Genomic DNA, 25,613 nt, shown 5'->3' on the forward strand with positions numbered 1-25,613 from the left:
TAGCCTATCCGCGCTCGACAGAGACCGGCCCAGCGACGTCCAGCTCCAGCACGCGAAGGTTCTGTCCGCGGGCGTCCTCGAGGATTGCCTCCTCGATGGGCTCAGTGTGGAGGACCATGACGGTGGGGCCAGCACCGGACAGGTAGGCGGCGTAGCCGCGGTTGCGCAGGCGATTGACCCACTCCGCGGTCACCGGCAGGACATCAGCGCGATAAGGCTGGTGCAGACGGTCGCGGGTGCCCTCCCACAGCAGGTCCGGATACGCGGTCAGAGCCGCCACGTTCACTGCGGTGCGGGAGACGTTGAAGGCGGCGTCGGCATGCGTGACGTGCGAGGGCAGCACGCGGCGCACTGCCTGCGTCGAGGCATGGAAGTCCGGGACCAAGGCCGTGGCCTTGATGCTTGGGTGAACCTCTAAGGTGGCGGCGCGGTACTCCGGAAGCGAGCGGCCGTCGACAGGCACGGTGGTCCAGGAGACCACCGCATTGCCCAGCACGGAGGCCGCGGCGTTATCCGGGTGGCCTTCGAAGGCCGAAGACAACTGCACAACCTGCTCCTCGGAGAGCGGGAACCCAGCCAGGCCGTTGCCCGCGGCCACGCCGGCCACCGCGGCAGACGCTGAGGAGCCCAAGCCGCGGGACTGCGGGATGTTATTCGTGCACACCACGCGCAGGCCGGTGACTTCGACATCGGCGGCCTTGAGTGCGGAGCGGATGGCCTTGACCACAAGGTGGGAGCCGTCGCGCGGCAGCTCTTCGGCGCCCTCGCCGAAGATTTCTACCTCCAAGCCGGAGCGGGTGACCTCGACCTCCACGGTGTCGTAAAGGCTCAGCGCGATGCCGAGGGTGTCGTAGCCCGGGCCCAGGTTGGCCGAGGAGGCCGGGACCTGAACCGTGACCTTGGTGCCTACTTCGATATCGATACTCATTGTTGTACCTAAAACCCTTAGACGCCGAGGCGGATGACGGAGTGGACAGCCTTGACCTCATCGAGCTCGCCGAGGGCAGCGACGATATCCTCAAGCACCGCTTCCTTCGCCGCGTGGGTGACCACGATGAGGCGAGCGGTGGCATCGCCGTCTTCCTGGCGCACGGTGCGCAGGGAGACCCCATGGCGGGCAAAGACACCGGAAATGGCGGAGAGCACGCCGGTGCGGTCTTCAACTTCCATGTCGACGTGATAACGAGTTTCCACTTCTCCGAACTCCGCAATAGGTAGGTTGGCGTAGGTGTTCTCCCCCGGCGCACGGCCGCCGTGGACAATGTTGCGTGCCGCGCCGATGACATCACCCAGCACAGCGGATGCCGTGGGGTTACCGCCGGCACCATTGCCGTAGAACATCAGAGAGCCAGCGGCCTCCGCTTCAACGAAGATGGCGTTGTAGGACTGGCTGACCGAAGCCAGCGGGTGCTCCTTCGGAACCAGCGTCGGGTGCACGCGGGCGTTGACGGATTCCGCACCGGTCTCCTCATCGACGAGGCGCTCGCAGATGGCGAGCAGCTTGATGGAGTAGCCAGCCTGGTTGGCAGCCTTGATGTCATCCGCGGTGATCTTGGAAATACCCTCGCAGTAGACATCGTCGAAGGTCAGGCGGGTGTAAAAGCCCAGGGAAGCCAGGATGGCGGCCTTGGAGGCAGCGTCGTGGCCCTCCACGTCAGCGGTGGGATCGGCCTCGGCGTAGCCCAGGCGGGTGGCCTCAGCCAACGCATCCTCATAGGAGGCACCAGTGGACTCCATGGCGTCCAGGATGAAGTTGGTGGTGCCGTTGACGATTCCGGAGATGCGCTGGATCTTGTCACCAGCCAGGGAACGGCGCAGCATGCCGACCACCGGGATGGCAGCGGCCACGGCGGCCTCGAAGTACAGGTCAACGTCGGCGCGGTCGGCGGCCTCAGCGAGCTCATCCGCATGCGCGGCCACGAGAGCCTTGTTGGCGGTAACCACGGACTTGCCGGCGTTGAGGGCCGCGAGGACGAGCTCGCGCGGGAAATCAATGCCACCGATGACCTCGACGACGAGGTCGATATCATCGCGCAGGACAAGGGCCTTGGCGTCGTCGGTCAGCAGCTCCGCCGGCACGCCCGGGCGCAGCTTGTTCTTGTTGTGCACGGCGACGCCGCGGATCTCCACGGGGCCGCCGATGCGGTGCGCAAAAGCGTCAGCGTTTTCCTGCACGAGGCGGAAAACCTCGGCGCCTACGGTGCCAAATCCAAGCAGCGCGATTCCTACGGGTTCGCCTTCGGGTTTCTTGCTACGGTTCGTCGTCGTCATGGTGTCCCCTTGTTGAAATTGCGAATGATTGTTACGTGCTAGCCCATCACTATACAGAACGAGCTGTCTATTTCTACGCAAAGTGGCCGGCACAACGCGCGACCGGCCATATCTTTGTGAATAAAATGCGGTGAGCTGTGGCAACGCCGCGCTAGTCGACGTCCAACGCCAGCAAGTCCTCCACCGTTTCCCGGCGCAGCATGAGCGAGGCTTTGCCGTCACGCACGGAAACGACCGCCGGGCGCAAAGCGCCGTTATAGCGCGAAGCCATCATGTACTGATAGGCACCGGTGGTGGCGAAAGCGAGGAGATCACCGGTAGTGATATCCGAGGGGAAACGGCGCTCGTTGACCAGAATGTCACCGGACTCGCAGTGGAAGCCCACGATGCGCGAGTCCACCGGCTCGCCCTGCGTGCGGCGGTTGACCACGCGCACGTCATAATCCGAGCCATAGAGTGCTGGGCGGATATTGTCCGACATGCCGCCATCGACCGACAGGTAGCGGCGCATCGGCAAATCTGCCTTGCCGGTTTCGACATCCTTGACGGTCCCAACGCGGTAAAGCGTCACGGCGGAGGCACCCACTAGCGAGCGGCCGGGCTCCACAAGGACGAAGGGCGGCCTGATGCCGAGCTCGGTCGCGGTGCGCTCGACGGCCTCTAGGAGGTCCTTGGCCAAGGTGGCCACATCCAGTGCTTCCTCGTATTCCATATATGGAATGCCAAAGCCGCCACCCAGATCCAGCTCCTCGAGCGCTACGCCGAGCTCAGAGTGGATACGCTTGTACAGGCTGAGCACACGTTCGGCGGCCAGCTTGAAGCCATCCGCATTGAAAACCGAAGAGCCGACGTGGCAGTGCAGACCAGCCAGTTTGAGGTTGGCAGAGTCCAGCACCTTGCTGGCAGCGGTAAAGGCAGCGCCAGTAGACAAAGAAATGCCGAACTTTTGGTCCTCGTGAGCGGTAGCGATGAACTCGTGCGTGTGGGCATCCACACCAGGCTTAACGCGAATCATCACCGGCTGTACACGCCCTGCCGCCGCAGCAATGCCGTTGAGGCGGGAGAGCTCCTCTTCGTTGTCGAGGACGACGTGGCCGATGCCGTTGTCGACGCACAGCTCAAGGTATTCATCTTCCTTGTTGTTGCCGTGCGCAGTCATTCGCTCCGGCGGAAAGCCTGCAGCCAGCGCTAACTTGGCCTCATTGAGGGAGGCGACGTCGAGGCACAGGCCCTCCTCGTCTACCCAGCGCACGATGCGCTTGGTGATGAAAGCCTTGGAGGCGTAGTGCACGTGGTCAGGGCCGCCGAAGGCCTGGGCCATGTCCCGGCAGCGCGAGCGGAAGTCCTGTTCATCGAAAACAAAGAGCGGGGTGCCGTATTCTTCGGCCAGCTCGGTCAGGGAAACGCCACCAATCGAGACCACGCCATCGGAGTCACGCGCTGCGTTGCGCGGCCACACGTGGGCCGGAAGAGAATTGAAATCAGTCATCGATACCTTTCCTTACATCTTCTCCGGTGCGCTAACCCCGACCATGGTCAAGGCATTGGCCATGACCTGGCGGGTGGCGCTGGCCAGGGCGAGGCGTGCGGAGTGAATCGGCTCGGTCTCTTCACCAGCCTTCGGCAGCACTTGGCACTGGTCATAGAAGCGGTGGAACACGGCGGCAAGCTCCTCGGCGTAACGCGCGATGCGGTGCGGTTCACGCAGCGTAGCGGCGGTGGCCACAACCTCGGGGAACTCGCCTAGGGTGCGGATGAGGTCGCCTTCCTTCTCGTGGGTGAGGAGGTCGAGGGGGCCGTCGGCAAGCGCGGCGGTGTCGAAGCCCAGCTCTGCTGCCTTGCGCAGGATGGAGCAAATACGGGCGTGGCCATACTGCACGTAGTAGACCGGGTTATCCGCCGACTGGGAAGCCCACAGGCCCAAGTCGATGTCCAGGCTGGAATCCACGGAGGAGCGCACCAGGGAGTAACGCGCGCCGTCGACGCCGATAGCCTCGACAAGGTCATCAAGGGTGATGACGGTGCCGGCACGCTTGGACATCTTGACCGCCTGGCCATCGCGGACCAGGTTGACCATCTGGCCGATGAGCACCTCGACGGCCTCCGGGTCATAACCCAAAGCCTGGGCCGAGGCACGCAAGCGGGCGATGTAACCGTGGTGGTCCGCGCCCAGCATGTAGATGGCCAGGTCGTGGCCGCGGTCGAATTTATCAGCCACATAGGCGATATCACCGGCGATGTAGGCGGCGTTGCCATCGGATTTGATGACCACGCGGTCCTTGTCATCGCCGTACTCGGTGGACTTCAGCCACCATGCACCCTCGGCTTCGTAGAGCTTGCCGTTGTCCTTGAGCTTCTGGATGGCCTTCTCCACCGCGCCGGACTCGAAGAGGGAGTTTTCGTGGAAGTAGACGTCGAAGTCCACGCCAAACTCGTGGAGGGACTCCTTGATCTGGGCAAACATCATCTCCACGCCGGCAGAGCGGAAGGCTTCCTGCACGTCGGCGTCGCTGCCATCGAGAGCTGCCGGGTTCCGATCCAGCACCCCCTGCGCGATCTCCTTAATGTAATCGCCGCCGTAGCCGTCCTCCGGGGTGGGCTCGCCCTTGGCCGCGGCCACCAGGGAACGTGCAAAACGGTCGATCTGTCCGCCGTGATCGTTGAAGTAGTACTCGCGGGTCACCTCCGCGCCGGAGGCTTCGAGCACGCGGCCGAGCGAGTCACCCACGGCGGCCCAGCGGGTACCGCCCAGATGGATCGGGCCAGTCGGGTTCGCGGAGACGAACTCCAGGTTGATCTTCTTGCCCTGGTAGGTGGTGTTGCTGCCGAAGGCCGCACCCGCGTTAAGAACCTGGGCCACGATGGCACCTTGCGCGGCGGCAGCGAGGCGAATGTTGAGGAATCCCGGGCCCGCGATGGACGCTTCATCGATGGCGTCATTGCCGGCGAGGGCATCCGCCAACCACTGCGCCAACTCGCGCGGCTGGGCGCCAGCCTTTTTAGCCACCTGGAGGGCCAGGTTAGTGGCGTAATCGCCGTGCTCCGGGTTGCGCGGGCGCTCCACGCTCACGGTCTCCGGCAGGACGGAGGAGTCCAGCTCATGCTCGGTGAGCACGGCGGCGGCAGTGTTCTTGATCAGGACGGAAAGATCTTCAGGATTCATAGGGCCAAAGTCTATCGTCTCCGCCGCTTGGAGGCGCTATCAGGTCTCAGACGTTAGCAAGGTCACTCACCCCCATCGGGTGAACAATGCAGCACAGCGAAGCGCCAAGTTCTACCCTAAAAGGCGTTATCTGAATCGATTCAATCTTTCGCCCTCTCGCTCGGCCGAAACATGCGGTGCCGCATCCTGGGGATCTCCACGAGGACGCCAGCGGGAGCCAACTGGAATTGAGATTTATGTCAACCTTCAACATCACCACCGACGCCATTGCTGGCAACGTCGGGCTCACCGCGCTGGTGTCCACGTTGCCGCTCATCGCGTTCTTCATCATGCTCTTGGGGCTCAAGGCCCGTGCCCACACCTCGGGTGCGGTAGCACTTCTCGTAGCGGTTCTCATCGCCATTTTTGGCATGGGCATGCCCACCGGTATGGCTTTGTCCTCCGCGGTGCGCGGCGGGCTCTTCGGTCTCTTCCCCATCGTCTGGGTGATCATTACTGCCATCTGGTTCTACGAGGTCACCGTGGCCTCCGGCCGCTTCGAGGACCTGCGCAAGACCTTCGACTTGCTGGGTGATGGCGATATTCGCATCCAGGCTATCCTCATTGCTTTCTGTTTCGGCGGACTGCTGGAGGCACTCGCCGGCTTCGGCGCACCGGTGGCTATTACTGCCACGATGATCCTAGCGCTGGGCGTGAAGCCCCTAAAGGCTGCCACCACCGTGTTGATTGCGAACACCGCCCCGGTGGCCTTCGGTGCCGTGGGCATCCCGGTCACCACCGCCGGTTCCGTGGGCGGCCGTACTGCTGAGCAGACCGCGGACATCGCCAGCCTCATCTCCCTGCAGGTGCTGCTCATCGCGGCGGTCGTGCCTTTCTTCATCCTCTTTATCCTCGACGGCATGCGCGGTGTTAGGGAAGCTGGCCCCGCAGCCGCCGTCATCGGCATCTCCTTCGCCATTGCCCAGTGGGCCGCGGCTACCTTCTTCGCCTACCAGCTCACCAACGTCGTGGCCTGCATCGTCTCCCTCGGCGCGGGCTTCATCTTCCTGCGTGTGTGGAAGCCCAAGGGTGTCGACAGCCTGCGCGAGCGCATGGAGCTGCCCGCCCAGGAGGAGGTCACGGATCTCAACGGCAGCCGCATTTGGATGGCCCTGCTGCCCTATGCCGTGGTCACCGCTGTCTTCGCCATCGCCACCGCATGGCCGGCCATCTTCGGCTTCCTCCAGGTCAACGTTGCCTGGCCGCTTCTCGACGGCACCGTCTTCGACGCCGAAGGCCACGCCATGGACACCGCCTTCACGTTCAACGTGCTGGGCAACCCGGGAACCCTACTGCTGATTTCCGGCATCATCGTGGCCCTTATCTACATGACCTTCAACGAGAACGGCCGCTACAAGCTGGACGCCTCCGCGCCGCTGACCAAGTTCGGCGAGGTTGTCTCCCGCATGAAGTTCTCCGCGCTGACCATCATCCTGGTCCTCGCACTGGCCTACACCATGAACTACTCCGGCCAAACCATCTCCATCGGCCAGTTCGTGGCTTCTGTCGGCGGCATCTTCGCGCTCTTCTCCCCCGTCCTGGGCTGGATCGGCACCGCCGTCACCGGCTCGGATACCTCCGCCAACGCACTCTTTGCCAACCTGCAGGTCACCGCCGCCGAGCGCATCGGCGTCAATCCGGACCTCATGCTGGCCGCCAATACCTCCGGTGGCGTTGTGGGCAAGATGATCTCCCCGCAGTCACTGGCCATCGCCGCCACCGCCGTGCAGATGGAGGGCGAGGAATCCCGCATCTTCAAGGCGGTCGTGGGCTACTCCGTGGCCTTCCTCGCCGTCGTGTGCGTCATCGTCTTCCTCATGACCAACGTGCTGGGCTTCTTGGTCCCCTAAAAGGATTTAGCCATAAAGTTCTACACCACTAACTACCCCCAGATTCGGGCGTCTTCATCGCCCAGTCTGGGGGTTGCCTCATATCGGCCGCGACCGCTGCGACCATCACCGCACGTTAGGAATTTCACAACATTAGTGTTGCGATAAAACGCCAGGTAGGAGGGCTAATCCCGTCTCGATAATGTGAGTTTTGGGCGGTAGGCTCATAAATACAAACTCGAAAAATGCCCACTGCGGCTGTCCTGGTAGCGCGCATCCGAGTACAACTCCGCTGTGCCCAGCACGGAACAAGCCACATGGAGGCAGATTAAGGAGCGCTCACGAATGCGAATAGCATTGTTTTCCACCTGCATCGGTGATTCACTCTTCCCCGATGCCCACAAGGCCACGGCCCTCATCCTCTCCCGCTTGGGCTATGACATCGTCTTCCCCGAGGAGCAGACCTGCTGCGGCCAAATGCACATCAACACCGGCTACCAGGAACAGACCTTGGGCATGATCCGCACCTATGCGGACGCCTTCGCGGACCCCTCCATCGACTACGTCGTCTCCGCCTCCGGATCCTGCGTGGGCGCCGTACGCGAACAGCACGAGATGATCGCTGATCGTTTCGGTACCTCCGCCGACGTGGACGGCGCCAAGAAGGCAGCCGGCAAGACTTTGGATCTGCCGGAGTTTCTGGTCGACGTCGCCGGAGTTACCAACGTGGGCGCTTTCTTCCCTCACCGCGTGACCTACCACCCCTCCTGCCACGGCCTGCGCTTCCTCAAGTTGGGTGACCGCCCCTACCAGCTGCTGAAGGAGGTCGAGGGAATCGACCTCGCCCCGCTGCCTAATGCAGAAGAATGCTGCGGTTTCGGCGGCACCTTCGCCCTCAAGAACGCGGAGGTCTCCGCAGCGATGGTCGGTGATAAGACCCGCCACATCCGCGAAACCGCGGCCGAGTACGTCACCGGCGGTGACTCCTCCTGCCTGATGAACATCGGTGGTGCTCTGGCTCGCCAGCGCTCCGGTGTTCGCGCTATCCACTTGGCGGAAATCCTCGCCTCCACCAAGGAACACCCGTGGACTCCTACCTCTGCGGCCTACTCCAAGGAGAAGATGCTCTAATGACTTCCTTCCTCGACACCACTCCTCCGCGCGCCCCCGAAGGCTACGGCAACCTGCGCGGCTCGAAGGCCTTCGTGCCGCTGGCTCACGTGGGTCTCAACAATGCTACCCAGCGCCGCAACCTGCACCACGCCACCACCACCATTCGTGATAAGCGCCAGCACGCCGTTGATGAAACCCCGGACTGGGAGCAGCTTCGCGACGCCGGCTCCGCACTCAAGGATGACGTCGCCGTGCGCATGGGCGAATTGCTGGTCCAGTTCGAAGAGCAGGTGACCAAGCGCGGCGGCATCGTCCACTGGGCACGCGATGCCAAGGAGGCCAACGAGATTATCGAGGGCCTTATCCGCGAAACCGGTGAGACCGACGTGGTCAAGATCAAGTCCATGGCCACCCAGGAAATCGCGCTCAACGAGCACCTGGAAGAAGCCGGTATCCACGCCCAAGAGACTGACCTGGCGGAGCTCATCGTCCAGTTGGGAGAGGACAAGCCTTCCCACATTCTGGTCCCCGCTATCCACCGCAACCGCGCGGAGATTCGCGATATCTTCGTCAACAAGATGCCGAATACCGATGACTCGCTCAAGGCCGAGCCGGCGGAACTAGCTGAAGCATCCCGTAAGTTCCTGCGCAAGCAGTTCATGAAGGCTAAGGTCGCCATCTCCGGCGCTAACTTCGGTGTGGCAGAAACCGGCACCATCAACATCGTGGAGTCTGAGGGCAATGGCCGCATGTGCCTGACCCTGCCGGAGACCCTCATTACCGTGATGGGTATTGAGAAGCTGGTCCCGACTTTCCAGGACCTCGAGGTCTTCCTGCAGCTGCTGCCGCGCTCCTCCACCGCGGAGCGCATGAACCCGTACACCTCCATGTGGTCTGGTGTGACCGAAGGTGACGGCCCGCAGAACTTCCACATCGTGCTGCTGGATAACGGCCGCACCGCTGCTCTGTCCTCCCCCAAGGGCCACGAGGCACTCAAGTGCATTCGCTGCTCTGCCTGCCTGAATGTCTGCCCGGTCTACGAGCGCGCCGGCGGCCACGCCTATGGCTCCGTCTACCCGGGCCCGATTGGCATCTCCCTGACGCCGCAGCTGACTGGCATGAAGGACCACAACGATCCGTCGGCAAGCTTGCCCTATGCCTGCTCCCTGTGCGGCCGTTGCGACGAGGTATGCCCGGTGCGCATCCCGCTCTCCCAGGTCATTCTGGAAAACCGCTACCAGAAGGTCACCCACGCCACCCCGCCGGTCGAAGAGAAACTCTTCCAGGTAGTTGAGCTGGTGTGGAAGAACCCGAAGATCTGGAACCAGATCACCCACTTGGTGGCGCTCGGCCGTGTCCTCGGCGGTTTCAACGGAGTCATCGACAAGCTGCCGCTGTTCATGTCTGGGTGGTCCGACGTACGCGATACCGCCGTTCCGCCGAAGAAGTCCTTCCGCCAATGGTTCGACACTGACGAAGCTCAAGAACTCCTCGCCCAAGCCAAGAAGGAGGGCATCAAGTGACCACCGCCAAAGAGGAAATCCTCAACCGCATTTCCGCCGCCCAGAAGCAGGCCGGCCTGCCGGACCACGTAGACATTCCGCGCGAGTACCAGAAGGAAGGCACGCTCAACGAGGATGAGCTGCGTGAGATGCTGGTGGACCGCCTCGAAGACTACAAGGCTGATGTGCACGTCACCGATGAGTCTGGGTTGAACTCCACCCTCGTGGACATCCTTAAAGAGCGCGGTTGCTCGAACGTCGTCTACGCACCCGGCATGGACGCTGGGCTTCTCGACGGCTTCGAAGGCACCACCACCCCAGACGACAACGCCAAGGACCCGCGCGAGCTCGACGCTGTCGATGCCGTGGTGACCGAATCCCACGTCACCTCCGCGCAGACCGGCACCATTGTGCTTGAGTCCAATGAGACCTGTGGCCGTCGCGCGCTGACCCTGGTGCCGGACCGTCACGTGTGTATCGTGCGCAAGGACCAGATCGTCTACGGTGTCCCGGAGATGGTTTCCCGTATGAACCCGGAGCGCCCGGCAACGTGGATCTCTGGCCCTTCCGCTACCTCGGATATCGAGCTCTCCCGCGTGGAGGGTGTCCACGGCCCGCGCGATCTTATTGTGGTGATTGTTAAGTAGTGTGACGTTCGGGGGCACCCGCCCCTTCCGAACACTCGGCTCACATCACCCCCGGCGCATAGGATAAGGCACGTACTTATTAACGATTTTAGGAGCCTTATTCTATGCGTCTTTCTCGCGTTTTAGGCTCGGTGCTGGGGCCCGTAGCTGTTGCTGCCGGCCTGGTTGCCGCGCCCGCTGTTGCTCACGCCGATCAACCCACCATCAACTGGGGCCCGTGCCCGGAAGGGGTCACCGAAGAGCGCGCTGAATGCGGGCACGTGACCGTTCCGACCTATCACGATGCCCCGGAGAAAGGCACCATCGACGTCGGCCTCATCCGCCTCAAGGCCACCGGAAACCGTCAGGGCACCCTGTTTACCAACCCGGGTGGCCCGGGCGGCGACGCGTATGGCTGGGTGAGTAGCGCAGCGTGGCCGGAGGAAGTCAAACAGAGCTACGACATCATCGGTGTGCAGCCGCGTGGCCTGCGCGAGTCGGGAGAGGTGAACTGCACGGCCAGTGAGCTGGGCGCCAATCCTCTTGCGGAGATGACGCAGATCGGCGCGATTACCCGCAATGACTGCGAGAAGAACACCCCTGGCTACACCGACTCCCTGACGACGGAAAACACCGCCAAGGACTGGGAGGTTGTCCGCCAGGCACTCGGTGAGGAGCGAATCAATATCGCCGGTCTCTCCTACGGCACCTTCCTGGGCTCCACCTACGCCACGCTCTACCCACAGCACACCGACAAGGTCGTGCTCGACTCCGGCATGAATCCGAACATGGCGTGGAACCAGATCTTCGCTTCCCAGCAGGCAGGCTATGAGAATGCGCTGCATGACTTCTTCGCGTACGTGGCCAAGAATGACGCCACCTACCACGCCGGTAAGACCCCGCTGAAGGCCTACGAGCGCTGGTCCCAGATTGTTGCCGCTGAGGCAGGCGTGCGCCCGACTGTGCTTCCACCAAACGCCCAGATCGGTGACTTGCCTCCGGGGCTGGAGTTCGCCGGCCAGCCAGGCGCTAACATCATGACTGCTACCGGTGAGCTGCGCGTGCAGGCGGAGCACCTCGCCGGCAAGGTACGCAACCCGCAAGCTGTCCAAGCCTCCTCGCCGACGCTGTCCGCAACCCGTGAGCTGCTCCCCCGCCCAGAGGCCTGGGACACGCTGGCCAAGCACATCGGCGGCATCGAGCCAATTAACTTTGAGGAGCAGGCAGCACAGCAGCCCCAGCAGGATCCGCAGCAGGCTCAGCAGGACGTTCTCAATGCCGTGAGCATGCAGAACATCATCATGTGCAATGAGAACACCGCGCCGACGGATCCCACCCTCATTCCGGCGTTCCTCTGGTCGAACTTCGTCACGATTGACCCCTTCACTCTGTTCAACTCGATGTACGCCTCCGGCGCGGGTTGCGGTGGCCGCGCACCGGTCAACACCCCGATTGCCGTCTCCGGCCAGAACCTACAGACCAAGCCGCTGCAGCTGCAGGCCACCGGTGACCCGCAGACCCCGTACGCTTTCTACCGCGGTCTCTCGGCTCCGATGCAGTCCCGCGTGGTGACCGTCCACGGCCCGGGTCACGGCCACTTCGCGATGGGCAACAAGGCCGTCGACCAGATCGTGGTTGATTACCTGCGCACCGGTGAGGTCCACACCGCGGATGCGCCGGGCTTCTTTGACCAGCCCCAGGCACAGGAGCAGCCCGCCCAGTAATACAGGCTGCGAAACAATGAAGGGGCGACTTACCTAGCCGCCCCTTCCTCCCGCCACACCCCCATCGGCGTGAGGCCAATTACTGCGCTTCAGTCTTTATAGGCTAGAATCGCATCGTTGGCATTTCGCCAGCAATGCCCTTGTAGCTCAGCGGATTAGAGCATCGGTTTCCGGTACCGAAGGTCGCAGGTTCGATCCCTGTCAGGGGCACTTTTTCATGCCCAAACCTCTCTCCCATCAGGCCGCACCGCGGCCCGCAATTTTAATGATGCCGCGAGTGCGGGAAAGCCTTTCGCACTCTGCCATTCTGCATTCCCCCAGACCTGAAACCCGCAACCTGCAGGTGGGCGTCGCCCAGCGCTTCGCGGCACCGAGCCACTCACTTGGAGGTTGCGGGTTCTAGGTCTGGGGATATAGAACTAGCGCAAGCGCGCCTCGATATCCGCGACCACTTCCTCCGGATCCTTAGCCGAGGCGATAAGAGAGCTTCTGCCCTGCTCGATACGCACGGTCGGCCCAGAAACGATGTAGGCCGGTGCGCCGTCGACAACACGCGGGCCCGCGCCTTCCTTGAGCCCAGTCTCAGGCCCGACGCTGGCACCGGTGATACCGCTGAGTGGAATTCTCTTCGTGAAGATACCCAGGATGGAAACCACAACGTCGTCGTCACTCACGACGATCTTCACCCGCATCAGAATGCAGGCCACCGTTGCAACGAGAACTAGGGCGCCAAACAGGATGGCCGCCCACGTGGAATCGATCATTGTGGGCACCACTGCTGCCACGACGGCAAGGCCAACGATAATTCCTAGCCACTGGAGCGGGCCGTTGAGATAGCGAACGTAGACATGAGAAGGCATGACGTCCATCCTATTGGACGAATACGCCCTTCGCGCTCACCGGGAGAGCGCGCGGCAGCCGCTTAAGGCCCACGGTGAGCGCGAAGAGCGAAGGCGAGGAATGAGTGAGCGCGAAGGGCGGCAGTGAAAGCCTGGACGGGTGAGAAAGGTAAAGCCCCAGCAGACATTGCTGCTGGGGCTTGACGTCAAGCTACTCTCCCCCGCCGGGCGGTAGAAAGAGAGTGAACCAGTTTACTGGGTGATGTGCTGGTTGACGATGGGCTGAGTGATATCCAGAGTGCCGTGCTCGACGTAGTACATGCCGAGCATCAAAGCGCCCAGCATCACCACGGAAAGAAGCATGGAGGGAATCCACTCAACGAAGACGGAAACCCAGCCATCAGCCTTGTCACGGGCAGCTGCTTCGCGCTGCTCCTGAGCCAAATCGCGCTCGACGATCATGTTTAGTCCTTTCACTTAGCTCCCTGTGCCTGAGAAGTTTTCGCGGAAACCGTCTCGTGGTGGCATGTGGGATGCTCGCCCATTAACACAGAGTATCTTAGCAGTTTATGCAGAGCTGACCGTAGTTAAACGCAGATATTTCGGCCGCTATCCGCCTTTAGTATGACACCGACTGTGGGCTAGACCCCAGGGTCCTCATTGTTGTTGAGCGCTTCGACGAAGTCCTCACGATCCTGCAACATGCGCTCGATGTCATCCTCCGTGCCGATAATCCACAACTGGGAGGCATCATCGAAGGTCAGAGCCCCGTCTGGGTGCTGTTCGAGGGCGTGCTCAAGTGCGGCGGTTTGCTCCTCGCTGAGCTCTTCCAAGTCCTCGACGGAGCCTACCTGAGCGCTGAGTTCCTTCAGCGGCGTGATGCCGTACGTGGTGTATTGGCGCTCTGGGTGCTCGAACAGTTCTTGTCCCATCATGATGTGGACAGGTCACCTCCTGGTGCGTAAACGGACGGGGCCTACTCTACCCCGGTGGGCGCAGCTAGTGGTCACGAGTGCCCAGGCGCTCGTCCGGCACGAAGCCGTCATAGCCCGGAAGGTTTTTCTCCGCGAGCACGCCTTCACAGAAGCGCAGAAGCGCCGGAACATCGGCGGGATCCAGATGGTCAAAGACCATGCGGCGCACGGACTCAACATGCTCCGGTACCGCCGCCTCAAGGCGCTCTCGGCCGGCCCGCGTCATGACGACCTCCACGCCGCGGGCATCGCCTGCGCACTTTTCTTTGCGTACGAGCCCACGCTTTTCCATGCGGGTGATCTGGTGGGAAGCGCGCGAGCGGTCCCACTCCAATTCTGTGCACAGCTCGCGCAGGCGCAGGGTGTGCTCGGGTGCCTCCGAAAGCGAAACAAGCACCGAGAATTCAGCCGCCGAGATATCACTACAGGCCAAGAGGGTTTCCTCCATGCCGCGATTAATCTTGCGAATGCTGGCCAGGAGTTGGCGCCACAGCTCTTGCTCGCTGCCGGTGAGCCATCGAATATCCGCTGTCATGGCACTTACCCTACACTCCGGCTCTTAAGCATTCCTAAGCCTCACCATGTCAAGGTCTATGCGACCGGGTACCCAGGAATAGCGCTGCGGCATACAGGTGAGCACGATGACCTGTGTTGTCTTCCCTGCCTTAGTAAACAGCGCAGCCATGAGCTGGAGACGCTGCGAGTCGGTGGAGCCCAGCGCGTCATCGATAACGACGGGTACCGGTTCACTGGACACCAGCTGGGCGATGGCAAAGCGCGTCAGGATGCTCAACTGCTCCTTGGCGCCGCCGGAGAGCGCATCGAAGGCCACGGTTTCGCCGTTGCGGCTGCGCGCCTGCACCTTGAGCTCTTCGGAAAGCTCGAAGTCCACGTCACCGCCGAACACGGTGCGGGCTAGGCCTTTGAGCGCGGTGACGAAAGGCGCGGCATAACGCTGACGGGCGGCGTCGCGATGGCGCAGCATGAGCGAACGCAGGTAGCGCGCGGCCTCCGCGCGGCGCTCGATGGCAGCGTGGCGCTCACGAGCAACGTCGAGTTCGGCAGCGGATTTCTCCTCATTTTCGGCTGCGCCCGAGTGCATATCGATAAGCCCGCGGAACTCACGCATATCCCCCACCGCCGCATTGACCGCTGCCTTCAGGGAATCAACGTGCGTGTGGGCTCCCCGAGCCAACTGCTCCGCGGTGTCGACATCGACGGCGGACATCTCCTCCAGCGCTTTCTTCTCAGCAGCGTGCGCGGTTCGTGCTGCTTCGATAGCGGCGGTCACGCCGTCATCCGATAACTGGGCACGCGCCGACTCCACTGCCGCGGCTTTAGCATCGCGCTGCGCGGTGGCCTCCTCCGCACGGACCATGGCCACCTCCAGTGCCGCGCCCGCCTTGTTTTCGCGGTAAGGACCCAAGGCGCGATCAAGCTCATCCAGCTTCCTGCGCAACTCCTCTTCCTCACGCTCCACCACAGTCAGCTCCCGCGGCTTCGCGTCGTCCTCAGTAGTCCCGCCGGCCTCCTCGGCGTCCTCAGCATCGGCCGCGCCCGCCTCAAAGCGCGCACGCAGCTCACCGAGGTCCTCCCCGCCCAGCGCAGCATGAAGCTCGCGGGCAGCAGTATCCGTGGCGGAGGCCAGCTCCGCGTGCTTTTCGTGGGTGGCGCGGGCGGACTCAAGGTCTTCGCACCCGGCATCCTCCAGCAGGCGTGCGAGCTCCACGCGGGCCTTCTCCACGCCTTCCTCACCGCTATCACCTGCGCCGGCTGCATAGCGGGCGGTGATATCACCGACCTTCAGCGTGGTGCCCTCGCGCAGTTCGACTGCCAGTTCTTGACCGTTCTCCAGCGCACGTTGCTCGCCATCGACGACAAAGGAGCCCTTGCCGGAAAAGTAGAGCTTGGACGCCGCGGCCGCCCGCAGGCGCTCCTGGACGGTGACCTCGCGAGCCGCGTCCTCCAAGGCCTGAAGGTTCGGTACGTCGGGAGTCGCCGCCAGCTCACGGCGGCGGGCCGCCAGAGTCTCTTCCAGTTTGTTCAGTTTTTCGAGTCGGGTGCCCAGGGCCTCACGTTCAGCGCGCTGCTGCTCGCGGCGGGCGCGCTGGCGCTCCTCACGCACGGCCTCGTAGCGCTTGTGGAACTCGGCGCGCTCTTTTTCTAGTTTCGTGCGGGCGGCGGCCTCTTCCTCAGCACGTTCGCGGGCTTCCACAACCGCGGCGGCGGCACGCTCTGCTAACTCTACGGCTGCGGCATGCTCAGCAACCACAGCTTTACGGCGCTCCGCTCCCTCCTCCGAGCGCGTCACGGCCTCCGCCGCCCGAGTCACCGCAGCCTCCTGCGCGGTGACCTTCTCCTGTGCAGCCCGAGCGGCGACCAGCTCACCGTCACGGCGCTCGCATTCTTCCGCGGCTGCCGGCAGAGCGGCTTCAGCCTCGGCCTTCTTCAGCTCGGCGGCTTCATAGCGCTCCACCACGCCGTCGAGCTCCCGCAGCGCTGCCTCGGCGGCAGCGTGCTTCTCCTCAGCATCCGCTAGCGCGGCGATGGCAGCCTTATAGTCTCCTGCCGGCTTGTCTGTCTTCGCGGTGAAATACTCCTTGTACTCCGCCTCGATGCGCGTGAGCAGCTCGGAGTCTTCCGCCGCAGCACTCGCCCCTGTCTCCTCCTCCAGCGCCGCGGTCAGGGAAGGAATGCCCACCGCGGCGATGCCTTGGTGGTCGTCGTCCTGGCGGACGAAGAGGGCGTCGAGAAGCACGCGGTCCACGTGCTCACTGAGGATTCGATCCAGCTCCCCATCCGCCTCGGCTCCGGTCCACTGGCCCGGGCGCGGGGAGAAAACGTGCAGCTCCGACGCGCGTTTCTTCACCCACCGCTTGCGAATGCGGAAGCGGTAAGGCCCCACGGTCGCCTCCAGCGTGACCTCAGGCCCCACATCGCGGCCGGCAGGCTGCAGCGCCCTCACCGGCTTGGAATTAGCCGTGTGCTTTTCCGTGAGTACGAAATCGATGGCCTCCACCAGCGTGGACTTTCCGGCCTCGTTCGGCCCACCGATGACCACCACCCCGGTCTCCGGCAGGTCCTTGACCTCCAGGTGCTCCACGCCCCGGACGTTGTTCAGTTCAACAGAATGCAGCTGCATCATGGTTTAGGCTCCCTTCGCGCTGAGGCGGAACAGCAGGTTGGCAGCGTCGCGGGCGGTGGGGTTGTCCAAGTCCTTGAGCAGCTCCGCTAGCGCATTGGTGGCATAACCACTCAAGCTCAGTTCGCTGAGCTCCTCTTCTGAGGGCGCCAAATGCAGGTCCATAGTCCTCTCGCGCGGTTTGAGGGAGGCAAAAACCTCCTCCATCTCCGCCAGGCCTTGCTCCAGACGGGCCTGCGCGCTCAAACCCACGGTGCCGCGCAGGCTGTACTTGACCGCAGTGCGAATCTTTTCCGGCACCGCGTCCAGCTGTTCCAGGAAGCCCTCGACATCCTCCATGGAGTCGATGTCCGCATCAATCGCCCGGAAGTCCCAACGGCCAACGCGGTGCTTGACGACGTCCACCCGATCCCCCTCAACGGTCACCACCAAGGCGTTGCCCGAATCGCGCTCCCTATCGTCGAAAGCGGTGGTCTCTGGGCTGCCCGAGAACCACACTTTGCCGGAGCGGCCCAAGGATTCAGTGGAGTGCGTATCCCCCAGCGCCAAGTAATCGATAACCCCCTTATCCAGACACTCCTCCACGAAGGCGAGGTCGATCGTATCCGCATCCGAGTCCTCGCCTTCGCCCGCGCGGGATTCCACCTGGCCGTGGCCCACCGCGATGCGAACCGCACCCTCCTCGGCAGGCGGCAGCGGCTCCAGCGCGCGGCGCACGAGGTCATAGTTGGCCCGCTTGGACAGGTAAGGAGCACCGACGATCTCCACGCCCGGGCGCACCGCAATCGGCTCCGAATCAGCAATCACGTGCACGTTATCCGCAAAGGAGTTGAAGAAGATGGAATCCGCCACGAGAGGGTCATGGTTGCCGGGCAACAGGTAGACCGGAACCGGCAGGCGCTTGAACATATCCTTCGCCCGCAGCAGCGTGGACTTGCTCAAGGAGTTGTGTTCAAACACGTCACCGGCCACGACGATGAACTCGGCACCCGTCTTGGTGGCCAGCTCCCCCAGGCGCAACACCGCCGCCTCGCGGTCATCATCAAAACGCGATTGCGCCGCGGGACTTAAAAACCAGCGGGTCATGCCCAGCTGGAAATCGGAGGTGTGGATGAACGTGACCGCGGCCATGCAAACTCCCTACAACGTGGTCCAGGGCTGGGCGTGTGAGCCCCTCCCCTGATGGTGGCAATGTCTAGTGCGTCAGATGATAGTAAAGGTCCTCGACATCGGAGACCGCCCGAAGCAAATCTATGTTCGTATGACTGACAGATCTCATGGCCTTGCGCAGCAATTCCGGGTCGGAATCATCCACCGCAGGAGCAGTCTTCGGCTCCGGCAAGGGCGGGAGTTCTCGCCCCTCCCAGAACAAGGCATTGCGCTCCTCCTGAGAGATGTCCGCAGCCCCGCTCGCGGAGTAGGAATCCTCCGAGGCCGCCTTGGCCTGCTCCATGACCGCTTGCTCCAGCCGCGCGAAGTCGAGTCCGCGCAGGGCAAAAATCACGGAGGGGTCAGCATCCATCCGGGCCGCGAGGCGGTCCGCCACCGCCACGACGTGCTTGCACACGTACTCTGGGTCGGGGCAGGTACAGGAAAAGCGGAGGTCGTCGGGGTACTCGGCGATGAGGATGTCGAGGGAGGCGTCGGCAAGCATGCCTTCCCGGGCCTTCGCCACGGAGTTGGGCGTGCGCGCGAACATCTCCGACAGCCGCCCGATGTCCTCGTTGTTGCGGTAGGGCACCTGGATGAGCACCGCGAAAGGCTCGTTCTGGGAGCCCGCGACCTTTCCGTGCACCGCGCCATTGCGCACATCGAGGCCCACGACGTGGCCCTCCGTGGCGTATTGGCGCCCGCGGCGAATGCGGCCGGAATCCGTTTGCTGGTTGACAAAGTTGAGCAGGCGCGTGGCCGCCGGCTGCATGGTGCGCACGCGGTCGACGCGGTTGACCTCCTCCGGCGTGCTCACGCGCTTGCGGGTGCCGAAGTTGGCGTAGATGACGTTATTGTCTTCCGGGTTCTTCGGTGCCATTTACTTCTCCTGCTCCCTATAACTCATGAGATCCGCCAGCTGCTCGGGGCTCAGTTCGGTGAGCCAGCCCTCGCCCTCGCCTACGACGGCACCGGCCAGCTGCGTCTTGCCGTCGAGGATGTCCTGGATGGATTCCTCCAAGGTACCTGCGGTAATCATCTTGTACACCTGGACGTTGCGCTGCTGGCCGATGCGGAAGGCGCGGTCCGTGGCCTGGTTCTCCACCGCCGGATTCCACCAGCGATCCATGTGCACGACAATCGACGCCGCCGTGAGGTTCAAGCCTGTACCACCCGCCTTGAGCGAGAGCAGCATGACGGGCGCGCCATCCTCGGCCTGGAATTCCTCCACCATCTGGTCGCGCCGGTTCTTGCTCACGCCGCCGTGGAGAAAGGGAATCTCGCAGCCCAGCTGCTCAGAGAGGTAAGGCTGGAGGACGTCACCGAAGGCCTTGTACTGGGTGAAGATCAGCACGCGCTCGTGAGATTCGATGGCCTGGTCGATGATCCGCATCAGCTCTTCCACCTTGCCGGAGCGGTGCTTGCCTTTGATGGTCACGGGGCTGCCATCGGCCAAGAAGTGCGCTGGGTGGTTGCAGATCTGCTTGATGCGGGTCAGCGATGCCAAGATGAGGCCGCGGCGCGAGATCCCCTCCTTCTTCTTTGCCAAGGCCTGCTCCACGTCATTGACCAGAGCCTTATAGAGGGCTGCCTGCTCATCGGTCATGCGCACGGTGATAATCTGCTCGGACTTCTCCGGCAGGTCATCGATGATATTCGGATCCGTCTTGAGGCGGCGCAGGATGAACGGGCCGGTGAGCAGGCGCAGGCGCTCCGCCATAACATCGCTGCCTTCGCGCTCGATGGCCTTGGCAAAGTGGTTGCGGAAGAAGGAAGCTGAACCCAGGATCCCGGGGTTGCAATAGTCCAAGATGGAGCGCATTTCCGACAGCCGGTTCTCAATCGGCGTGCCGGTCAGCGCCACGCGGTGCCGCGAGGGGATGGCGCGCACGGCCTTGGAGGAGCGCGTGGAGGCGTTCTTGATCGCTTGGGCTTCGTCGAGGACCACGCGGTCCCACTCCACCTTGCTCAAGGTCAGGAAGTCACGGCTGACCGTGCCATAGGAGGTGATGACGATATCGGCGTTCTGCGCCGCCGTGACCAGCTCCTCGCCCTTTAGGCGCCCGGTGCCATGTTGCACCATGACCTTAAAGTCCGGCACGAAGCGCTTGGCTTCCCTAGCCCAGTTGCCCACCACGGAGGTCGGGGCAACCACTAGGGTGGGCTTCCACGCCTCCGCTTCCTCAGCTGACTCATGGGCGTTCTTTTCTACCGCCAGCAGGGAAAGCAGCTGCAGGGTCTTGCCCAAACCCATGTCATCCGCCAGCACCGCGCCGATGTTGTTGCGGGACATCCAATACAGCCAGTCCACACCCCGGCGCTGGTACTCGCGCAGCTCGGCATGGACCGTATCGGGGATCTCCACGCGGTCGGGCGCGGTACTATCCAGCCCGCCGAGCAGCGACGTGTGCCACTCGGAGCCAGTGAAGGCAACGGGGTCCTCCGCCATCGACTTCAAGGCCATCTCGCGCAGATCCGCCAGCGTGACCGCTTCTTCCTGCTCGCCCTCATTGAATTCCTTGCGACGGCGCTCCACCTCGGCCACGAGCTCTTCCCAGCCGGGTTGTTCCAGCTGACGGGCCATCTCCGCAGTCGCGGCGAGTTGCTCCAGCTCCTTCAGGGCGCGCTTGCGGGCTGTATCCGCCAACTCGCGCATGTACTGCGAGATCTTGTTCAAGGCCTGGGTATCCGCCATGACCCACTCGCCGCGCAGGCGAATGAGACCAGACTTGGAGGAGATGAGCTCGTGCATTTCGGCGTCGGTAAGCTGCGTATCCCCAACCGAGAGCTTCCAGTCATAGCTGAACAGCTTTTCCATGCCGATGTGCGCCTTGGTGGCGGCATCGGCTGGATCGCGCACCTCCGTGGTTTCCAGCTTGGCCTTGGTCTCCATGTGGGACCAGGACTTGGGCAGCAGCACGGTAAAGCCGGCTTTGCGCAGGGCGGCGGCGTCGTGGGTGACAAAATCCACGAGCTGCTCCGTGGTCAGGTACACATCCCAGTCACCCGCATTCCGGCTCGCCGGGGCGGAGTTGTACTTCAGCCGCGGTGCCACGTCGAAGGCATGGCGGCGGACTTCGCGCAGCTTCTCGACGCTCCCCCGATCCAACTGCTCCTGCCGCACCGGCATCGGTGAATCAGTCCCAGAACGAACCAGCAGGCGGATGGGCCACGCTGCATCCTCGACGGAGACATTCTCATTTGGTGGCTCCTCCACGAGGAACACCAGCTGGAGATCGACGGAGGTAATGGAATCCTTCCACTCGTTGAGACCGCGCAGCAACTGCGCGCGCCCCTTCTTCACGGGCGAAGTTCTCAACAGCGCCTGGGCGAAGTCATGCCAGGGTGCAGCGCGTGGGGCATCGATCTGCGGGCGCAGCTGAGTATAGGCAATCCAGTGTGTGAGCTCATCCGCCAAATCATCAGAGAGAGCCCGGTTATTAATGGAGAGGATGCCGGGCGCGGAGGCCAGCATCTCTGCCAGCCAGCTGCGCTCCCCCAAGCCCGAAGCCAGTTGCCACATCGGGTACCACTCGCCGGCTTGGTAGGACAGGCGGATGGTCACGCGGCCGGCCCGGACGAAACGGTAGAGGCCGCGGTAGGCGCGGATGAGCCACAGGAGATCTGGCGCGATGGTCGCGCGCTGCTCCGGGGTGGCCGCTTGGCTATCGGTGTCGAGGTATTCCAGCTTGGCCAATGTTTCTACCGCTTCATCTGGGGCGAACATAGCCATGGGCACCATGAGGGAAACATCTTTGCCCTTCGGCGTACGCAGGGAGACTCGCGCGCGGTTGCGGAAGGTCTTCTTGCTCAGGATGCTATCGACCACATCCGGGAAGGTTCCCCCTGGGACTGCTGAGGGCATGATGATCTTGTGCCCTTCGACCTGTTCGATCCATAGACTCAGGCCGGAGACGGGCAGCCAGAGGCCATGCAGCAGGTAAGAAGCCATAGGGGCCAGTTTAGCAGCACACCTTTTGGGGGACGGGGTCGCAGAAAGTTCCCGAATCCTGCCCAAATAGACAATCGTTATAGTCTCGTTACATAACGACGTAACGCCAGTAAGACCGTACAATAAGCTGTGACCAAGGTAACCAAATACTGGCCACGCAGCCAATTCTCAGTTGGGTCAGAGGAATCGCCTCGTTAGCGTGAGTAGGTCCTATTTATAAATCTCAATCTCAAGGAGAGATCAGTGCAAGACTCCACTTGGTATGTCGTTGCGATGATCATCTACCTGCTTGCCATGGCCGCTATCGGCTTCTGGAGCTACAAGCAGACGGATGAGTACGACGACTACGTTCTCGCCGGCCGCGGCCTCCACCCGTTCGTAGCCGCCCTATCCGCCGGCGCTTCCGATATGTCGGGTTGGCTGCTCATGGGCCTGCCTGGCGCTTTGTTCCTGACCGGTATGTCCGAGCTGTGGATGGCGATCGGCCTCCTCATCGGTGCTTGGGCCAACTGGAAGTGGGTCGCGCCGCGTCTGCGCTCCTACTCCGAAATTGCCGGCAACTCCATTACCGTGCCCTCCTTCTTTGAAAACCGCCTGCACGATAAGTCGCGCCTGCTGCGCATCATCGCGGCGGCCATCATTATCTTCTTCTTCACCTTCTACGTCTCCTCCGGCATGGTGGCCGGCGGCCGTTACTTCGAGTCCAGCTTCGGCGGCGACTACATGGTCGGCATGCTCGTCGTGGCAGCCGTGACGGTCTTCTACACCTTCGTCGGTGGCTTCCTGGCGGTGTCCTACACCGATACCGTCCAGGGCCTGCTCATGTTCGCCTCCCTCATCATCGTGCCGATCATGGTGCTCTTCTCCTTGGACAACCCGGGCGATATCTTCAGCTTCGCCGCTGAGAACCCCTACGCCACCGGTGGCGTGATTGAGAACCCCAATTACTTCTCCCTGTTCTCCGGTGTATCCGCTGCCGTCATCATCGGCAACCTGGCCTGGGGCCTGGGCTACTTTGGCCAGCCGCACATCATCGTGCGCTTCATGGCGCTGCGCAAGCCTTCCGACGCCCGCGCAGGCCGCTTCTACGGTGTGAGCTGGATGGGCATCTCCCTGATCGGAGCCATCTTCGTCGCGCTCTCCGGCACGGTCTTCTTCACTGAGACCAACCACTCCATCACCGACCAGGAGAACTACGAGACCATCTTCCTGGACATGGCTCAGGTCATGTTCCACCCGCTCTTTGCTGGTCTGGTTCTGACCGCTGTTCTGGCAGCCATCATGTCCACGATGTCCTCCCAGATGCTGGTGGTCTCCACCTCCCTCATTGAGGACCTCTACCTCATCTTCGCTAAGAAGAAGCCAAGCCAGAACGTCCTGATCAACCTGTCCCGTACTGCCGTCGTGGCCATCGCCATCGTCGCCGCTGTGCTGGCAATCAACCCGTCGGATTCGATTCTGGGTCTGGTCGGCTTCGCCTGGGCCGGCTTCGGCTCCGCCTTCGGCCCGCTGGTGCTGCTGTCGCTGTACTGGAAGCGCCTCAACTCCACCGGCGCCATCGCCGGCATGATCACCGGTGCCGTCGTGGCCATCGGCTGGGGCATGAGCCCGCTGGGCGATACCCTTTACGAGTTGGTTCCGGGCTTCATCTCCGCTCTGCTCGTATCCGTCGGTGTTTCCCTTGCTACCAAGGCTCCGGATGAGAAGGTCATCCAGGAATTCGAGGAGGCTACCCGCTTGGCCAAGCTCGTTGAAGAAAACGATGACTTGGACTTCGAGGAGGCCGCGGAGAAGGTTCAGAAGTAGCCTTCGGCCCCTCCCCCCTCCTACTTTTAAACCCCTCGTCGAGCTAGTTCATCACTAAGCTCCGGCGAGGGGTTTGTCTTGTGAACTGAGGTGCCCGAGACACCTTCCTTTTAAGACAGCGCTGCCTCAATAGCCTTGACGGATTCCGTAATATGCGGGACGGTACCAGCCACGTGGGAGCGGGCATCATTCGGAATAAAGGTCACGTTTGCACCGCGCGAAGTCCACTGCTCAACCAGCTGCTCAGCGGTGGAGAAAGGAATCACGTCATCGCCGCGGCCGTGCGTAACCACCACCGGAATCGACGGCGCATCGTAACCAATGTGCTGGTCCGCCAGAATTCGGTCATAGGGCGCAGTAGCAATGAATTGGTCAACGCTCTTGCCCTCATTGCTGATCTGTTCAATGGTGGTTCCTGAAAAGCCAGCCAGCCCCAGGGTGCAGGTGTTGGTGGCGCGCTTGAGAATTGCAGCCCCCTTCTCATTGAGATGAGCGTACAGGTCTTCGCCATAGGAGTTACTCAAGCCCAACAACGCATAGGACTCAAAAAGGAAGTACAGCGTGCCGTCGAGAGCCGGCGGCAGCAACGTCAGATCCGCGGGTGCAGCACCAATCGTTGCTAGCTTGACGTTAAGCTCAGGCGCGTAGTCATCATAGAGTTCCGCTGCTGATGCCGCTGCCCCACCTCCCTGCGAATAGCCGTTAATGAACACGGGGTTGTCACCACTAATATCCCAGCCGTTCAGCTGCTGTGCCGCACGCGCACTATCCAAGACTGCATGCCCCTGGGAGATTCGGTCCATGTAAGTGTGCATTCCTGGGGTACCAAGACCTTCATAGTCTGTCACCACCACCGCATATCCCTTCTTCAAGTATTGCTCGAAGAAGAACTGCTCATAATCCCCCACGCCTTCAGCAATCTTGCGCGACGGCGCACAGCGGTCTGCCACACCCTGGGTACCAGGGGCGAATGCTACAACCGGGCGTGGTCCCGGCTTCGTCCATGCTGCTTTGGGCTCAATAACAATGCCGCTGACTGCCGTTTTCTCTCCCGTGCGGTTGGTAGAGGAATACAGGATGCGCTGGGCCTTGTAGGGGCCGATATTTGTAATTCCGAGGGTATTCGCCGGGTTGCGAACAGGCGCGGAACGGAAAAGCTGGCCGGGGGTGGATGACTCCAGATCTACAGCATCGTGGTAGAAGGCCGAGTATTCATCACCGACCGGGCTGTTACTACCAGGTGCTGGTGCTGTGGAGTAATTCTTTAACCCTTCGGCGGCATCCTTAATGTCACCGGATTCGTCGGGGCTCTCCGTTGCTATGGGGTCTTTGAGGGCTTCCTCGGCGAGTGCAGATTCCGGCAGTTCCGGAGCGACGTCCTGCGCAAAGGCAAGAGGGCTTGCTGCAGCAACGAGACATGCCGCAGCAAGAATGGAGAGCGAAGATTTCACTGCGTTTCCTTTCCTTTAGCAGTGATAGCGGGA

General features: G+C 62.3%; 19 protein-coding genes and 1 tRNA gene. 7 read left to right on the top strand and 13 right to left on the bottom strand.

Annotated features, from left to right (window positions below; genetic code table 11):
• Nucleotides 1–4 precede the first annotated feature (4 nt).
• From thrB to argS, 4 genes are all read right to left on the bottom strand, one after another.
• Nucleotides 5–928 carry a homoserine kinase gene (gene thrB, locus HMPREF2932_RS05700; protein ID WP_071409776.1) on the bottom strand — a complete coding sequence of 308 codons (924 nt, stop codon included), beginning with the start codon at nt 926–928 and terminating at the stop codon, nt 5–7.
• Nucleotides 929–945: 17 nt separating this feature from the next.
• Entirely contained in the window at nt 946–2,271 is a 1,326-nt protein-coding gene (locus HMPREF2932_RS05705) for a homoserine dehydrogenase (RefSeq protein ID WP_070528834.1), read from the bottom strand.
• Nucleotides 2,272–2,422: 151 nt separating this feature from the next.
• Nucleotides 2,423–3,760 (bottom strand): diaminopimelate decarboxylase, encoded by a 1,338-nt coding sequence (gene lysA / locus HMPREF2932_RS05710; RefSeq protein WP_071409777.1) that lies wholly within the window; start codon nt 3,758–3,760, stop codon nt 2,423–2,425.
• A 12-nt stretch (nt 3,761–3,772) separates the two neighbouring features.
• A complete protein-coding gene (gene argS / locus HMPREF2932_RS05715; protein ID WP_071409778.1) occupies nt 3,773–5,434 on the bottom strand; it encodes an arginine--tRNA ligase in 1,662 nt (553 codons plus the stop codon).
• A gap of 236 nt (nt 5,435–5,670) precedes the next feature.
• Between argS and HMPREF2932_RS05720 the strand changes: the two genes are divergently transcribed.
• The 6 genes from HMPREF2932_RS05720 (at nt 5,671) to HMPREF2932_RS05745 (ending at nt 12,477) form a co-directional block, all read left to right on the top strand.
• Complete coding sequence (locus HMPREF2932_RS05720; protein ID WP_071409779.1) at nt 5,671–7,323, top strand: L-lactate permease; 1,653 nt, start codon at nt 5,671–5,673, stop codon at nt 7,321–7,323.
• A gap of 324 nt (nt 7,324–7,647) precedes the next feature.
• Nucleotides 7,648–8,433, top strand: coding sequence for a (Fe-S)-binding protein (locus HMPREF2932_RS05725; protein ID WP_071409780.1), 786 nt, complete (start codon nt 7,648–7,650; stop codon nt 8,431–8,433).
• Nucleotides 8,433–9,938 carry a LutB/LldF family L-lactate oxidation iron-sulfur protein gene (locus HMPREF2932_RS05730; RefSeq protein WP_071409781.1) on the top strand — a complete coding sequence of 502 codons (1,506 nt, stop codon included), beginning with the start codon at nt 8,433–8,435 and terminating at the stop codon, nt 9,936–9,938. Before HMPREF2932_RS05725 ends, HMPREF2932_RS05730 begins: the two co-directional genes overlap by 1 nt.
• Nucleotides 9,935–10,564, top strand: a complete 630-nt coding sequence (locus tag HMPREF2932_RS05735) for a LutC/YkgG family protein (protein ID WP_070443739.1) — start codon at nt 9,935–9,937, stop codon at nt 10,562–10,564. The genes HMPREF2932_RS05730 and HMPREF2932_RS05735 overlap by 4 nt, the downstream gene beginning before the upstream one ends.
• Nucleotides 10,565–10,668: 104 nt before the next feature.
• On the top strand, nt 10,669–12,267 hold the full coding sequence (locus HMPREF2932_RS05740) for an alpha/beta fold hydrolase (protein WP_071409782.1): 1,599 nt from the start codon (nt 10,669–10,671) through the stop codon (nt 12,265–12,267).
• Nucleotides 12,268–12,403: 136 nt separating this feature from the next.
• Nucleotides 12,404–12,477, top strand: a tRNA-Arg gene (locus HMPREF2932_RS05745).
• 209 nt (nt 12,478–12,686) lie between these two features.
• Here HMPREF2932_RS05745 and HMPREF2932_RS05750 read toward each other — a convergent pair.
• The 8 genes from HMPREF2932_RS05750 to HMPREF2932_RS05785 form a co-directional block, all read right to left on the bottom strand.
• Entirely contained in the window at nt 12,687–13,127 is a 441-nt protein-coding gene (locus HMPREF2932_RS05750) for a hypothetical protein (RefSeq protein WP_071409783.1), read from the bottom strand.
• A 231-nt stretch (nt 13,128–13,358) separates the two neighbouring features.
• Complete coding sequence (locus HMPREF2932_RS05755; RefSeq protein ID WP_246818632.1) at nt 13,359–13,583, bottom strand: hypothetical protein; 225 nt, start codon at nt 13,581–13,583, stop codon at nt 13,359–13,361.
• A gap of 164 nt (nt 13,584–13,747) precedes the next feature.
• Nucleotides 13,748–14,041, bottom strand: a complete 294-nt coding sequence (locus HMPREF2932_RS05760; protein ID WP_071409785.1) for a molecular chaperone GrpE — start codon at nt 14,039–14,041, stop codon at nt 13,748–13,750.
• 64 nt (nt 14,042–14,105) lie between these two features.
• The gene (locus tag HMPREF2932_RS05765) at nt 14,106–14,615 is read right to left on the bottom strand and encodes a MarR family winged helix-turn-helix transcriptional regulator (RefSeq protein WP_071409786.1); all 510 of its coding nucleotides are present in this window, start codon (nt 14,613–14,615) and stop codon (nt 14,106–14,108) included.
• A 24-nt stretch (nt 14,616–14,639) separates the two neighbouring features.
• Nucleotides 14,640–17,225, bottom strand: a complete 2,586-nt coding sequence (locus HMPREF2932_RS05770) for an AAA family ATPase (RefSeq protein ID WP_071409787.1) — start codon at nt 17,223–17,225, stop codon at nt 14,640–14,642.
• Between the two features lie 3 nt (nt 17,226–17,228).
• On the bottom strand, nt 17,229–18,353 hold the full coding sequence (locus HMPREF2932_RS05775; protein WP_071409788.1) for a metallophosphoesterase family protein: 1,125 nt from the start codon (nt 18,351–18,353) through the stop codon (nt 17,229–17,231).
• A gap of 64 nt (nt 18,354–18,417) precedes the next feature.
• Nucleotides 18,418–19,251, bottom strand: coding sequence for an SWIM zinc finger family protein (locus HMPREF2932_RS05780; RefSeq protein WP_071409789.1), 834 nt, complete (start codon nt 19,249–19,251; stop codon nt 18,418–18,420).
• Nucleotides 19,252–22,323 carry a DEAD/DEAH box helicase gene (locus HMPREF2932_RS05785; RefSeq protein ID WP_071409790.1) on the bottom strand — a complete coding sequence of 1,024 codons (3,072 nt, stop codon included), beginning with the start codon at nt 22,321–22,323 and terminating at the stop codon, nt 19,252–19,254. It lies immediately after the preceding gene.
• A gap of 243 nt (nt 22,324–22,566) precedes the next feature.
• On the opposite strand from HMPREF2932_RS05785, the gene putP reads away from it, so the two are divergent.
• Complete coding sequence (gene putP / locus HMPREF2932_RS05790; protein ID WP_046648903.1) at nt 22,567–24,129, top strand: sodium/proline symporter PutP; 1,563 nt, start codon at nt 22,567–22,569, stop codon at nt 24,127–24,129.
• Nucleotides 24,130–24,239: 110 nt separating this feature from the next.
• Here the strand turns inward: putP and HMPREF2932_RS05795 are convergent, their stop codons facing one another.
• Nucleotides 24,240–25,580 carry a lipase family protein gene (locus HMPREF2932_RS05795; protein WP_070702038.1) on the bottom strand — a complete coding sequence of 447 codons (1,341 nt, stop codon included), beginning with the start codon at nt 25,578–25,580 and terminating at the stop codon, nt 24,240–24,242.
• Nucleotides 25,581–25,613: the final 33 nt, after the last annotated feature.

It is taken from the genome of Corynebacterium sp. HMSC074H12 (assembly GCF_001813755.1).
GTDB classification, from domain to species: domain Bacteria; phylum Actinomycetota; class Actinomycetes; order Mycobacteriales; family Mycobacteriaceae; genus Corynebacterium; species Corynebacterium hiratae.